Annotated in this window: 12 protein-coding genes; 6 read left to right on the plus strand and 6 right to left on the minus strand. The window is 59.4% G+C overall.

Annotation, left to right across the window (positions count from 1 at the left end; genetic code table 11):
• Positions 1 to 46 precede the first annotated feature (46 nt).
• From QTH91_RS14605 to QTH91_RS14615, 3 genes are all read left to right on the plus strand, one after another.
• Entirely contained in the window at positions 47 to 3,250 is a 3,204-nt protein-coding gene (locus QTH91_RS14605) for a type I restriction endonuclease subunit R (RefSeq protein ID WP_390367466.1), read from the plus strand.
• A gap of 98 nt (positions 3,251 to 3,348) precedes the next feature.
• The gene (locus QTH91_RS14610; protein ID WP_286660834.1) at positions 3,349 to 4,080 is read left to right on the plus strand and encodes an endonuclease/exonuclease/phosphatase family protein; all 732 of its coding nucleotides are present in this window, start codon (positions 3,349 to 3,351) and stop codon (positions 4,078 to 4,080) included.
• A gap of 260 nt (positions 4,081 to 4,340) precedes the next feature.
• On the plus strand, positions 4,341 to 5,894 hold the full coding sequence (locus tag QTH91_RS14615; RefSeq protein WP_286660835.1) for a hypothetical protein: 1,554 nt from the start codon (positions 4,341 to 4,343) through the stop codon (positions 5,892 to 5,894).
• A 114-nt stretch (positions 5,895 to 6,008) separates the two neighbouring features.
• On the opposite strand, the gene QTH91_RS14620 is transcribed toward QTH91_RS14615, so the two are convergent.
• The 3 genes from QTH91_RS14620 to QTH91_RS14630 form a co-directional block, all read right to left on the minus strand.
• Positions 6,009 to 6,320, minus strand: coding sequence for a thermonuclease family protein (locus QTH91_RS14620; RefSeq protein ID WP_368389471.1), 312 nt, complete (start codon positions 6,318 to 6,320; stop codon positions 6,009 to 6,011).
• An 87-nt stretch (positions 6,321 to 6,407) separates the two neighbouring features.
• Entirely contained in the window at positions 6,408 to 6,776 is a 369-nt protein-coding gene (locus QTH91_RS14625; protein ID WP_286660837.1) for a hypothetical protein, read from the minus strand.
• Positions 6,773 to 7,114, minus strand: a complete 342-nt coding sequence (locus tag QTH91_RS14630; RefSeq protein ID WP_286660838.1) for a hypothetical protein — start codon at positions 7,112 to 7,114, stop codon at positions 6,773 to 6,775. Before QTH91_RS14630 ends, QTH91_RS14625 begins: the two co-directional genes overlap by 4 nt.
• Before the next feature lie 773 nt (positions 7,115 to 7,887).
• Between QTH91_RS14630 and QTH91_RS14635 the strand changes: the two genes are divergently transcribed.
• On the plus strand, positions 7,888 to 8,127 hold the full coding sequence (locus QTH91_RS14635) for a hypothetical protein (RefSeq protein WP_286660839.1): 240 nt from the start codon (positions 7,888 to 7,890) through the stop codon (positions 8,125 to 8,127).
• 122 nt (positions 8,128 to 8,249) lie between these two features.
• Entirely contained in the window at positions 8,250 to 8,540 is a 291-nt protein-coding gene (locus QTH91_RS23065; protein WP_368389467.1) for a helix-turn-helix domain-containing protein, read from the plus strand.
• Between the two features lie 123 nt (positions 8,541 to 8,663).
• Here QTH91_RS23065 and QTH91_RS14640 read toward each other — a convergent pair whose 3' ends face one another.
• From QTH91_RS14640 to QTH91_RS14650, 3 genes are read right to left on the minus strand one after another with little or no spacing between them, the layout of a single operon-like run.
• Positions 8,664 to 9,941 (minus strand): c-type cytochrome, encoded by a 1,278-nt coding sequence (locus QTH91_RS14640; protein ID WP_286661580.1) that lies wholly within the window; start codon positions 9,939 to 9,941, stop codon positions 8,664 to 8,666.
• 39 nt (positions 9,942 to 9,980) lie between these two features.
• Positions 9,981 to 10,535: a (2Fe-2S)-binding protein gene (locus QTH91_RS14645; RefSeq protein ID WP_286660840.1), complete on the minus strand. Its 555-nt coding sequence runs from the start codon at positions 10,533 to 10,535 to the stop codon at positions 9,981 to 9,983.
• Positions 10,532 to 13,351 (minus strand): xanthine dehydrogenase family protein molybdopterin-binding subunit, encoded by a 2,820-nt coding sequence (locus QTH91_RS14650; protein WP_286660841.1) that lies wholly within the window; start codon positions 13,349 to 13,351, stop codon positions 10,532 to 10,534. Before QTH91_RS14650 ends, QTH91_RS14645 begins: the two co-directional genes overlap by 4 nt.
• A gap of 313 nt (positions 13,352 to 13,664) precedes the next feature.
• Here QTH91_RS14650 and QTH91_RS14655 point away from each other — a divergent pair, with 313 nt between their 5' ends.
• Positions 13,665 to 14,018: a hypothetical protein gene (locus QTH91_RS14655; protein ID WP_286660842.1), complete on the plus strand. Its 354-nt coding sequence runs from the start codon at positions 13,665 to 13,667 to the stop codon at positions 14,016 to 14,018.
• Positions 14,019 to 14,085 lie beyond the last annotated feature (67 nt).

The raw sequence follows: 14,085 nt of genomic DNA on the forward strand, positions 1-14,085 counted from the left end.
GATCCGACTGGAACCAATCTGACCTGGAGAAACCGTCTTGGCAAAGATCGTCATCGAAGACCATGTCGAACAGACCACCCTCGAATGGCTCACTGAGCTGGGCTGGGAGGTTGCTCATGGCCCCGACATCTCCCCTCCTGACGCCAAGACACCAGGTACAGAACGGGATACCTACCGGGATGTGGTTCTCAGGCCCCGTTTGCACGATGCCATCAAGAGACTGAACCCGAGCATTCCGGCAGGAGCACAAGAAGATGCTTTGCGCCTGGTTTTGAACCCAAACGTCCCAGGCCAACTGCAAGCCAACCGCCAAATGCACCGATGGCTGGCAGAAGGCGTTCCAGTCCAGTACCTGAAGGACGGTGAAACCCGCGGAGATCGAGTCTGGCTGGTGGACTGGAAGGATGTCGCCCGCAATGACTGGCTTGCGGTCAACCAATTCAGCATTCAAGGCCTGAAGTGGACTCGTCGTCCTGACATCGTCCTCTTTCTCAACGGGCTTCCCATCGTCGTACTGGAGTTGAAGAACCCAGGAGACGAGAACGCCGACCTTTGGTCCGCGTTCAACCAGCTCCAGGCCTACAAGGAAGATATTCCGGATCTCTTCATCTCCAATGAGCTGCTGGTCATCAGCGATGGCATCGAAGCCAAGGTTGGTTCTCTCACGGCCAAACAGGAGCGCTTCATGGCGTGGAGAACCATCGACGGAGTGACTGTCGACCCTTTGGGTTCCATGAGAGAGTTGGAAACGCTCGTTCATGGACTGTTCCAGCGAGATTTGCTGCTGGACTACCTACACTACTTCATCTTGTTCGAGGATGAAGGGAAGCTCGTCAAGAAGGTGGCGGGCTACCACCAGTTCCATGCCGTTCGCGCCGTCGTTGAAAGTGTTCTGATTGCTTCGAAGCCTGGCATCGACCTGGCTCAGCAAGGCAAAGGTGGCGTTGTGTGGCACACACAGGGCGCTGGCAAGAGCATCGAGATGACTTGTCTGGCGGGCAAGCTGATGCAACACCCGCAGATGGGAAATCCAACCATCGTGATGGTCACGGACCGCAATGATCTGGACAACCAACTCTTCGGTGTCTTCGCCAGCGCAGCTGAACTGCTTCACGAGACGCCAGTTCAGGCTGATACCCGACCAAAGCTGCGCGAGCTTCTAACCAACCGTCCTTCAGGCGGGATCATTTTCACCACGATCCAGAAGTTCACCCCTGGAGAGGACGAAGACACCTTCCCCGTCCTGACAGATCGAACCAACGTCGTGGTCATCTGCGATGAAGCGCATCGAAGCCAGTATGGTTTCCAAGCCAGCATGCCCAAGCTGCAAAAGCAGATGAAGGAAGCTCGCAAGATCTCTTCGAAGGACGAACCACTGGTCCTGAAAGCGGGAGATTCCACGTCCGATGATGGTCGACTGCGCAATGTCCGCTATGGATACGCCCAACACCTGAGAGATGGCCTGCCAAACGCCACCTTTGTGGCGTTCACTGGCACTCCAGTGTCGCTGGAGGATCGTGATACCCGTGCAGTGTTTGGTGACTACGTTCATATCTATGACGTAGAGCAAGCCGTCAAAGACAAAGCGACGGTTCCCATCTACTACGAGAGTCGACTCGCCAAGCTCGAACTTCAGGAAGTCGACGCGCCACTTCTGGACGATGAAGTCGAAGAACTGACGGAAGATGAGGAAGACGACTCGGCCAAGGCTGCTCAGCTGAGAAGATGGGCAGCCTTGGAGAAGCTCGTCGGCGCTCCCCCTCGTATTCACAAGGTTGCAGTTGACCTTGTAGAGCACTTCGAGAATCGCCTAGCTACTTTGGACGGGAAAGCGATGGTTGTCGGTATGTCCAGGGAGATTTGCGTCCACTTGTATGACGCAATCGTTGCACTACGCCCCGAATGGCATGACCCTGACCCCGAGAAGGGGGCCATCAAGATCATCATGACCGGATCTGCCTCGGACAAGGCGCTTCTCAAGCCCCACATCTACAGCAAAGAGGTGAGGAAGCGGCTGGAGCGTCGGTACAAGGACGCTTCCGATCCGTTCAAACTCGTGATCGTTCGGGACATGTGGCTCACTGGTTTCGATGCTCCGTGCATGCACACGATGTACATCGACAAACCAATGAAGGGGCACAACCTGATGCAGGCTATTGCACGGGTCAACCGCGTCTTCAAGGACAAGCCAGGTGGATTGGTGGTTGACTACATCGGCATCGCCAACGAGCTGAAAGCCGCGCTGAAGGACTACACCCAAGCCAAGGGGAAGGGTCAGCCCACCATCGATGCGCACGATGCTCTAGCGGTGTTGCTGGAGAAGATGGATGTGCTGCATGACATGCTCCATGGCTTCAACTACACGGACTTCCGCGCCAAGGCATGGCAGCTGCTGTCTGGAGTCGCAAACCATATCCTTGGACTCGAAGATGGGAAGAAGCGATTCGCGGACACCGTGCTCTCTGCCACGAAGGCATTCGCTCTGTGCTGCACCCTGGATGAAGCACTCGTCCATCGCGACGAACTGGCTTTCTTCCAGGCAGTGAAGGCCGCGCTCACCAAATTTGGTACTTCTGGAAAGAAGCTGAGCGACGAACAAAAAGAACATGCCTTGCGACAGATCATGAGCAAGGCAGTGGTGAGCGCGGAGGTCGTCGACATCTTCAAGGCTGCTGGTTTGAATCGACCAGACATCGGGATCCTCTCTGAAGAGTTCCTTGAAGATGTTCGCCATATGAAGGAACGAAACCTGGCGGTTGAACTACTTGAGCGACTGCTCAAGGACGACATCAAGTCGCGATTCAGGACCAATGTCGTTCAGGAAGCAAAGTTCTCTGAGCTGCTGCAAGTGAGTCTCCAGCGCTACCGCAATCGCGCCATCGAAACAGCACAGGTTATCGAAGAACTCATCGAGATGGCCAAGAGGTTCCACGAAGCTGCGTCGCGTGGTGAACGTCTTGGCTTGAATGCCGACGAGATGGCCTTCTACGACGCTCTGGCAACCAATGAAGCTGCCGTACGTGAACTCGGCGATGAGACATTGAAGAAGATCGCCGTTGAACTGACTCAAAGTCTTCGAGGCTCGCTTTCCGTGGACTGGTCAGTACGTGCCTCGGTGAGAGCCAGGCTCCGAGTCATGGTGAAAACATTGCTTCGACGCTACAAGTACCCGCCCGACCGACAAGAAGAAGCCACGGAGACGGTCTTGAAGCAAGCCGAGTCGTTGTCTTCCGAATGGGTGATTGCATAGCAGGTGGCGAACACGCGATGGGTACGGGCTGCGCCCTACCCAGCCGCATGTTCGCCGTTGATAGGACCTCACCGTCCAGCGCTTTCGACGGAGTTGAAATGCGAGTCGCAACTTGGAATCTCGATGGATATCGGACCTCCGGCACAAGAGCCAAGAACCAGGCTGCCACGCTAGGGGGGCTTGAAGCCGACGTGCTCGTCCTCACAGAGGTCATGGATGACTTCATCATTCCGGGAATGACACCTTGCTTCACGGCACCAGGTCAGCCGCCCTACAAACCTGCAAATCGTGCCGCGGGGATCTGGTCTCAATGGCCAAGTAGTCGACTACCTGTGACCAACGAGCGCTTGTCAGTTTGCGTGGCACTAGATGCCCCCGCGCTATTTGGCCGGGTGATTGTCTATGGAACCATCATCACCTATGCCATGGACGGCGTTCGTAGCAAAGAGGCTAGGGCATGGGAGCGACACCGCGAGGCAGTACGGGACGTAACCGAAGACTGCCGAACGCTGCGCCAAAACTATCCTGAGTGGCATCTGGTACTCGCCGGAGACTTCAACATGAATTTGGACGGGACGAAGTGGTACGGCGACAAGCACGCTACCAACCTTTTGCTTGAGGGCCTTACCAAGACAGGCATGATGTGCCATACGTCGGAAGACATCCGGAAGGTTCACGGTGCTGATCGAGCAAACATCGATCACATTTGGACTAGCGAAGGCCTAGGGGCCATTTCGCCCCTCAAGATCTGGAATGCGCGGCGAGACGAATCAGACCAACTGTCCGATCACAACGGTGTCGCCATTGACCTTCTGCCAAACGGCCATTGAATTTGGAGGCTAGGACTCGCCATGCGAATTGCTGCCAACAACGCCAACAATCGAGTTGGGAAGCGCCACTGATCGCCTGACGCAAGCGTGGAGTTGGTTGGCTCGCTCCGCGGCGAAGCATAGAGATGCTCGGGGGTGATGATCGGTGCCTTCGATGTTTCCTCCCGATCGCGCCTTTCGTCTCGAACTTGCTTGAAGTATTGACTCCCTTTAGGCCCATGCGGCCATCGCCTGTGGTGTGTCTCGCAAACGGCGGCCGGATGCTCGATTCCGCGATTCAGCAGTCAACGAACCCTTTTGTTTTCAGAAGAAGTTCTCTACCATGGCACTTGAGCGCCAAAATGCGGTGGCACAAGATCATGGCGCAATGGCCCATCCTTCTCGTGGAGGTGTCAATGCGTCGATTTGGTTCCGACCTGTCTTCGTGGGTGTTCCGCAGAGCTGGAATCACCCGACAAATGAGTCTTTTGCGAGTGCTCTCGTCGGTCGTCGGCATTGTCATGATGCTGATTGGAAGCACCCTACTCCTTGTCGCTTCGAAGTACCCTATTCAGAACGACATTCTGTTGGCTTTAGGCGGTGCCACGTTGGGTGCTGGCTTGGCAATACTTGTGTCCCGCCTCAGCTCCCAAGATGAAGAACTGATAAATATTGTCGCGGCAGGCGCGATGTCCAAGTCGTCTGCAACTTCTGAAGAGGTCAGGGTCTTTCAGCGTTGTTGGCGCCTGTACCACACTACTCGGACAAAGCGGGGGGTCAAAGACATGAATCGAGGCTTTGTCTGGATCAAGGCGGATGTCGATCTGACTGCCCCGGCTCCAGGAAAGCTCCTCGGGAGATACAAGACGACCGATCCACATAGTGGCTCGTCCAATGAATATCTCATTGAGGGCTATGTGCGCCGAGGCATCGTTGTGCTTCATGTCTTCCCAGGCGACGGCAAAGGCTTCGAAGACATTGAAGCGACCTTCACCTTTCCGCTTGTTCAGATGAGTGCCTTCGTCGCGTATGGCAGCGGCTACCACATGACGTACGCTGGGAAAGGGGACTACGTTCAAAGTCCGGCCATACTCTGTCCTGCCGAGCAAGACGTTCTGGATGATGTGCTCCTAGGCGAAGTGCGAGAAAGCAGCAATCAGTACGAGCTCGACAACGTGTGGTGGAACAACCATAGGTTCAAGATCATGCCCCGCATCTTGAGTCAGTTCTCGCAAAGCTATGCTGACGTAGGCAAGATCGAAGGTCATTGGCGATTTCGCTATCACTTGGTCTATGAAGAAGTCGAGGACCCGGCTGAGACACTAGTGATTGTTCGCCGTAGCGGCGCCCGCGTCCTTATTCATCCAGCAAACGGAGCCACGGGGTCTGGGCACTCGAGAGCCATTGAACGGCCGGACGTCGACCCTACAAACGGGACGGCCAGCCTCTCGTGGATGGCTGAGCTACGTCCAATCCATCCCTACTGCATGACCGGGCGATGGTGGGGCGTTTCCAAGGAAGAGGGGGACTTTCGCGTGCTACAAAGCGAAGGCACGATGCTCTTGCATGTCGATGTCAATGACAGAGGCATATACGGACTCTTCGCTGGGCGACCAGGAACGGCGGGTCGCATGTTTGCCGCTGTAGCGGCAGTTCGCGTGATAGAGGGAGAAACGAGGAAACAAGAGGACGAGAGACTCAGAAGGATGTTCGACCGCGCAAGCAACAGCCTTGCCCGAGCAGCTCGGCCGCAAGCGACAGCAAGTTCTGCGCCGGCCAATGACCCTGCCATACCGGCAGAAGGGGAATCCACTTCCCCTGCAATCAGCAGTTGAGTTGTGGGTTCGTTCAGTCATCGTGAGAGTCGGTCCTCCGCCATTCCCACGGAGGCACAGAGTCAAGATCCCGCCACAAGCCAATCCTTCTCATCCTGGCTTGTGGCCATTGCTTCATAGCTCGACTGATCTTCCATGGTTGGCATAGGCTCGATACCACCATGCCATGCCATGCCTGATCATCTCCAAGCCAACGTCCCGACCGTTGACCGAGACCTTGCAGACGCTTCTGCGATATGGATCGACCTTGTGGCGATCCAGAGCCTGGGTCTTCCCGAAAACCGGGCGCGACATCGCTTCCTTGGCTCGCTGACCAAAAGGTTGCTTCTTCTCCGGCGCATCGATCCCGCTGAGTCTCACCTTGATCAGGTCGTAGGAACCGGGAGAACCACATCGCGCGGTGATTGGTGTCCCCGTCCCTGACACCCACAACTAGGCAGGTCCGGTTGTCTGCATATGCTGAGATTGATACCAAGACTAGCAGGCCGAGACCGAACGCCCACCTCGCAAAGCTCAACTTTCTGCTTTGTAGACGTCCAGCGCTCGCAGGACACTCAGTGACGTGCTCAGTTTTTCCAAGCTCTGCGATGCCAATGTCGATTGCCTGGAGTAGGTCTCCGCGTGCAACTTGATATCACGAAGGGCGACCCGAAGCTCCACCAGCTCATCCAAGAAGGCTTCGGGAACCTCGGCAGAAAGCCATTCGTGACCGCATTCCTGGCAAATCTGCCCGCGGCGGAAGTATTGGATGTCCTCGTGGTCGACCTTGTACCAGCGCTGCCCAGAAGGCGCGCCGAGTCTCGATGCATTGACTGCGCTAACAACCTGGGTCTCCTTGCAGTTCGGACACCACTTTTGTGTCCCGCCCTGTTGGACCTTCATCTCAGATCCTCGTGCTGAGCAGGGCTCAAGGGAACATCCTTTGCGACTCGTCTTGCCAGGACACCGTAGAAGTGAGCCAAAGCCTGCCAGGTGACATCCCATTGGCTTTCACCCTCCTTGGCTTCATAGACCAGCTCCCCGTCAAGGAACAGGCAGAGTCCATCCTGCGTGTATTCAGCCGCACCTAGTGGCGCCGCAATCGTCCATGGACCTTTCCCCACTTGCGGCCAGTAGCGCCAAGCCTCTTCACTGGCTGTCTTGCCGCCGTAGCCCAAGTTTTTCCAGAGACGCTGATCGGGTTGTGCGTCACGGCTCTCATAGCCGTCTCTCAATCTCATTGGCATAGACACCTCACGTCAAAGTAACTTCCATTTCGCGTCACTGGCAACGTGCTGCCGACGACAAAGCACTCGAGGGTTGTGAGAAATTTTGATAGCTATGTACGGAGCCAGGAGAAGACTGAGCGAGGTGGCTTTCCAAGCTACCCCCCCCCCCCCGCAATGCGGAGCTGGGAATTAGAACGCACCCACCCCCCATCAACACATGACGAGGAACACATCCGATCCACAACACAACCGGACAGTCGACCAGATCTCGAATTCTTCAAAGTGGTCCTAACCATGACCTTCATCGATCCGATACTCACCCGATACCCAATGGCAATTTAGTGACTTCCGCGCACGGCACAGGTTGAGGACACGAAGCCCATATCAATAGAACTCAAAACATATCCAGATTACCTCCTACATGGGTAAAGTTCAGTGTCCGTAGAAACCAAGGGACAAGCAAAGTCCTGCTATCGAACAGAAGTATTTAGAAGTTCTCGACAGTCTTTGACGGGCTCCTAAACGGTTCGAATTCAGAATTTCTGACTATATCTAGCCGATATGCAGATGGGTGCCTCCGGCACTGGGTGAAAAACAAATAAAGCACTCTCTTTAGTCGCTTGTTCCAATTCATCTCTTCGCCTTCGAACCCAACCCAAGCCAAGCCAAGCCAAGCCAAGCCAAGCCAAGCCAAGCCAGCCAAAATCGAGTAGCCGAGAAAGGCCATGCGACTGGTTTCTTCCGTCCAAAAATGGTTCCCGCAATTCTTTTGGAGTGACATACACATGCCTGAGCAACCACGCCTTCTTGAACTCATGATGGCTCGCTTTGACCGCATGGAGCAACTGATTGCCCGTCTACAAGGCGAGCGGCTGACCCGAGACGAGATGCTGGAGCGCTTGCGCATCAGCAGCAAAACGCTCACCGATCGCGTAAGGAAGGGCCAGGTGCCGACGCCCACCAGCGACGGCAAATGGCTGCTCTCCGAAGTCCTGAAATGGGAGGTAGAACTTCGCCGTTCATAGCGAACGGTTAACAACACGAGCAGCCGACAATCCAACCCGAAGGCGAATTCGCCTTCTCTGACACCCATAACCTCAGCCCGCCTCGGCTTACGCCAGGCGGGCTTTTTTACTTTCAATCACCCATGCACACCATCTCTGCAAGCGAAGTGGCCACGCTCCTCGATTGCACCAAAGAAACCGTCCTGGACAAAGCTGCTGCGGGCCAACTCGCAGCAATCAAGTACGGGCGATCCTGGGTATTTCTTCGTGATGCCCTCTTTGAAGGCCTGCACCAAGTAGCCCTGTCCAACCTCAAGCCGAGGTCCTTCAGACGCCCCAATGAAGAGAGACCACGGCTCCTCGCGTATGCTGAGGCAGTGCCGTCAAGAACGACCACACGCCGTACGACGCGCCCCATACTACCGGCCATGTGAAGTGTGGTAATAATTTGTGGTACGTCTATAAGTTGTTGATTTTATTTAATCAAAACGGCCTTCTAAGCAGGTTGTCGCAGGTTCGATCCCTGCCGGGCAGGCCACCAGATCCGCCGCGCCCCCCTAGTGCTTCTTCCCCCCGCGAAGTTCGGCAACCGCCGAGGCGCTGACGTCCGCAGGCTGTCCGCCGAAACGAACGCGCAGGTAGTTCGCAAGTTCGGCCACTTGCGCGTCGCTCAATTCCGAAGCAAAGCCAGGCATCTCCTGCATGCGCTCCAACCCCGGGAATTTCTGCGCCGGCAGTCCATCCAGGATGGAAACGAGCAGATTGCGAGCGTCGGTCTGGCGCAAGGTCGAGTTGCCCGACATGGCGACCGCCACGCTCGCCCTGCCCTCGCCTTCGCGGCCGTGACAGCCCGCGCACACGTTCAGGTACATCTGCCGTCCGGGTCCGAGCTTGCGGTCCGCGCTCGTGTCGGGCGCGGGCGGCTGCGCCGGCAGCACGCGGTCACCAGTCAGGTATCGCACCAAGGCCTGGTTGTCGGACTCGGTCAGGTACTGGGTGCTCAGGTCGATGACCTTGTGCATCTCGTCGAACGCAGTGCCTTGCGGCGCGATGCCGGTCGCCATGAAGGTGGCAATGTCCGCTTCGGTCCAGCCGCGAGCAGCCAGGCCCTTGGGCGTGATGTCGGGCGCACCGACGCGCCCGAGAAGCCCACCTTGCAATGGCCGATCCGCATCCAGTTGGCCAAGCTTGCCGCGCGGCGTGTGGCACTCGGCGCAGTGCCCCAGTCCGTTGGCAAGGTATCGGCCACGTTGCCACTGCACCGACTGCCCTTGCGAAGCGTCCGGCAGCTCGTCCTTCAGGAACAGCACCTTCCAGAAGTACACGCCGAAGCGCAGGTTGTACGGAAAGCTCAGGTCCGGTTCCTTGTTGGCCACGCTCACTGGCGGCAACTGCATGAGGTAAGCGTAGATGGCGTCCGCGTCTTCGCGCGGCATGCTGCGGTAGGAGGTGTACGGCATGGCCGGGTACAGCTGCCGGCCACCGGGAGCCGAGCCGTCGTGCAGTGCCTTGTAGAAATCGTCGGCGCTCCATTTGCCGATGCCGTGCTCGGGGTCGGGCGTGATGTTCGTGCCGTAGAGCATGCCGAAGGGCGATGGAAGGGGAACGCCCCCCGCCATCGGCGCCCCGCCGTCGGCCGTGTGGCAGGCGGCGCAATCTGCAGCCCGCGCCAGGTACAGGCCACGGGCGACCTGGTCGGCGCCGGCGGCTGCCGGCTTCGCGCCATTCGCCGGCTTTGCGGCATCCGCCGTTTCGCCGCTGCAGCCACTGAGCGCGGCCGCCAGAGCGAGCAAACCCAAGGCGCCCGACCAACGCAGGGCCGATTCGCCTCGCACCTTGGTCCAGCGTGCGTGGAAGCTATGTGCGTTCATGCCTCAGCCCTCCGTCGTCAGGCCGGGGGTTGAAAGCACAACGTCCTTCACCGCCTCGAAATAGCGCACGTACCCGGTGCAGCGGCACAGGTGGACGTCGAGCGCCTCGCTGATGACCGACTCGACCTTGCTCTTGGGCACCGGCTTGCGCGCCAGCCGCTCAACCAGCACCGTCGCGCCGTTGACGAAGCCCGGCGTGCAGTAGCCGCATTGGAAGCTGAAGTGCTCCAGAAACTTCTGCTGGACGGGCGACAGGGCCACGATCTCGCCCTTCTCGTTGCGCTTGGCGTGACCCTCGACGGTGCGGATCTTCTTGCCGGCAAAGTGGTGCGCGCCGGTGATGCAGGTGCGCATCTCCTCGCTCTCTCCGTCGGCCTTGTCGACGATGACCACGCAGGCCCGGCATTCGCCGATGCCGCAGCCAAGGCGCGAGCCGCTGAGGCTGGCGTATTCGTGCAGGAAGTCGAGCATCATCAGACCGTCGGGCACGTCCATCGGCCCGACCTGTTTTCCGTTGATGTTCATCTGCAGCGGCTTGGTGACCGGTTTTGTACTCATGACAGAACTCCCTTTATTTTTTCTGCCGTGATCGGCAGTTCAGTGAATCGATGGCCCGTGGCGTGCGCCACCGCGTTGACGATGGCCGGTACGACGGCAATCATGGCCACCTCGGCCATGCCCTTCGGCGGGTCGGTCTCGGACAGCGGGGGCAGCACTTCGGTGGTCTGGTTCCAGACCGCAACGTCCTTTGCTCTCGGCAGCAGGTAGCGGTTGAAGTTCCAGGTGCCGTTGCCTGGCCCGTCTTCGTACAGGGGCAGGTATTCATGCAGCGCGTGGCCGATGCCCATGGCCAGTCCACCTTGCAGTTGGCCCGACACCAACGCCGGCACGATCTGGTTGCCGCATTCGAGCGCGGTGTGGTGCCCCAGCAGTTCGACCCGACCCGTCGCGCGGTCCACCGACACTTCCGCCAGCGTGGCGACGGCGCTGTAGTAGGTCACGCCCGCGTTGTTGCGCTGGACGGGCGGATAGAACAGTTGCTTTCGCTCGATCGTCCGGTAGCCCGCGGTGCCCGCGTCCTGGCTTGCGCCACCGCCGAAGCGCACGGCCAGGCCATCGAGCGGCCGCCGGTGGTTCTGGCCATCGACGCTGAAGTCCGCTTCGGCCCATTGCCAGCGATTGAAGGTATGCCCGACGGCGCCGGTCACCAGGCCCATCTCGTGCGCCTTGGCGGCCAGTCGGGCCAGAGTCAGAGGCTCCATGCCCGCACAGGTCAGGCCGCCCTCGATCCAGCGCGCATCTTCGATTCGGACCGTCAAGGGCGCCGACTGTCCGCCGCCGATGCCCGCACCCCAGATCGCGACGGCCGCCGGCCACAAGCCATGCTCGAAGATCACCCGCGCCGTCTCGCGCGAGCCGTGCGAGAAGTAGAAAGCCGAGTTGCTGGCGCTCGACGGCGAGCAATAGGACGGCGTCCACCGCGGGTTCTGCGCAAGCTTGTCCTGCTCGGCCTGGCTCATGATGTAGGGATCACCGCTGCTGACCATCTGCAGCTCTGGCCATTCGGTGATCGAGCTGGCGAACACGTCGGCGGGCTTGCCCAGCCAGCGCGCGCACACCACGGCCTGCGACGTTCCCATGCCGGTGCCCATCTCGGCGCCGCTGTGCCACATCGACACCCGGCCTTCGGGCGTCACCTCGATTCGGACGAAGCACGATTCCGCGCCCGTCCCGAAGTCCTTCTGCACGCAGCCGAACCCAACGCCGTAGCGCTTGCCTGGATGGGTGGCCTCGAACTGGCGCTTGCGCTCGGCGCGCCCTGTCCACATCGGATGGACCTGCAACTTGCGCATGACCTCGTCGGCGCGGATCGCTCCGGCGGGGACCGCACCCTGGCTGTTCTTCATGCCCGACTTGAGCACGTTGCGCAGTCGGAATTCGATCGGGTCGATCTGCAGCTTCTCGGCAAGCTCGTCGATCAGCATCTCGGTGGCGCCCATGGCCTGCAAGGTGCCGTACCCACGGGCCGACCCGGCGTCGATGGCGCGCGACGCGATGCCGACCGCCGAGAAATCGCTCTTGGGCAAGTAGTAGATGGCCTGCGCCGAGGTGGCCGCCACGAGCGTCACCGATGGCGTGAAATTGGCGCGGCCGCCACCGTCGAGCACGAAGTCGCCCTTGAAGACTCGAATCTTTCCCGTCTTGCGCTCCACCGCCATCTGATAGCGCATCTTGATGCTGTGGCGCTTGAGCGAGCTTTGAAACTGCTCGAAGCGGTCATTGGCCAGGCGCACCGGCTTGCCTTGGCCATAGAGCGCAGCCATCAACCCGTAGAACGGAAAATTGCTGTGGTCCTTGGAGCCGTAGCCCACCGTGTAGCAAGGATGAAGGAACAGGTCCTTGACGGCCATCTTGGACCTGCCGAGCATCTCGCGCGCCGACTCCACCACTTCCATCGGAGATTGGGTAGGCACCACCATGTGCAGTTGCTGCTTGTCCGCGTCGTACCAGCCATTGGCGTTGTCGGGTTCAAGCGCTGCGGTGTCGATGGACTGCGAGAAATAGTCACGCGCCAGCACGAGAACGTCGTCGCCCGGCTTTTCAAGCTCTTGCGCGATGGCCGCCGCATGCGCCATGCCCTGCTCGTCGAGCTTGCCGCCGTTGAGCGCCTGCGGCCACACCACTTCGCGCTTGCGGAAGGAAGGAAACAGCACCGTGTCCTTGAGCGTGGAGAAGGTGTCGTCATCGAAGGGCGTCGCCCCGCCCACACGCACGTAGCGAAAGCCGGCCCACGGGTCGCGCTCCAAGGGACCGCTGACCGGTCCGCCCTTGACCACATCCTTGGCTGCGCGAAGGGCGTCCTTGGCATAGCGGAAGGTGGCGAAATCATGAAAGATGAGCAAGGCCACCGCGTGCCCCAGGTAGGCAGGCGTCTTGCCCGTCGGCAGCAGCATGTCGTCGCCGTAGAAGGCAGGGAACGAGAGGCCGTCGCGCGCCAGGTCGTCGGCCGTCACCACCCGGTCCGGCTTGAGTGCATCGCCCAGCATGGACAGGTCGATGCCGGTAAAGGGCCGATCGGCAAACGTGGCCCTCAGCAGCAAGGCGTGGGACTGCTGCTGCGGCCAATGCGGCATGTCGCGCGCGCGGATGTCGTAGGCGAAGACTTTTTCGCCCGTCACCTTCGCGGTGCCATCGATGCGGAACTTCACCTGGCCGTCGGCGGCGTTCCAGGCAATCGGCGTCAGATGCTTGTCTTCGAACAATGCGGCGTAGGCCGCACTGTGCAATGGCGCGATCCACGCATTGATGCCGGTGAGCACGCCCGCCTTGAGCAAGCTGCGGCGCGTAAGCCCGGCCCTGAGTTTGGTATTCATTGACTTCCCCCTGTTGTTGCGACTGCCAGCCTTGCCACGGCACCGCCCGCACCGTCGATCCAGCTGTTCGTCTGCGTTTTGACCAACCCTGCCGACCCTTTCGAGCCGGCGGCGAATTGTCCAACCAAATGGCGGGAACAAGCGCGGCCGGGTTCGCGAGCGGGCGATCTTGCACGCGTCCTGGCGAAGATGCCAGATGGCCCATGCAGCTGCCCGCCGATGCCCCCCAAATGGCTTAAGGCGAAACACTCATATTGCTTTGCCCAGGTAACCAGTTAAGCTAGCAAGTAACATTTGGCAACGTGCAGCTTGCATGGATCTGGACTTCGTTTATCAGAAGGTACAAGTACTGAGCCCCAAGGCGGCCAAGATCGCCCTGCGCATGCTCGACAAGGATCCGCACATCCCCACCGAATGGGTGATCGCGCTGCGCCCGGCGCTGTCGCAACGCGCCAGTGGTTCCGAGGACTTTCGCAGCACCGACTGGATGACGATGGTGGCCATCGAAAGCCCGGGCATCCGCCGCTTCACCGAACGCTTCGAGAGCCGCGAACAGCGGCACGCCCGCCTGTGGGTCATGAGCCTTCGCAAGGCTGCCCGCGCCGCGTTCAACCTGAGCGTCCTGCCCGGCGACGCCGACCCGGACCCCAGCCAAGCTCCCGGCTGACACGATGACGGGCCGTTGGCCCGCGCTCATCGGGCCTCTTCGGCGGCAGGATGCGCAGCCATGACAA

The organism is Variovorax dokdonensis (genome assembly GCF_030316895.1).
GTDB classification, from domain to species: Bacteria; Pseudomonadota; Gammaproteobacteria; order Burkholderiales; family Burkholderiaceae_C; genus Variovorax; species Variovorax dokdonensis.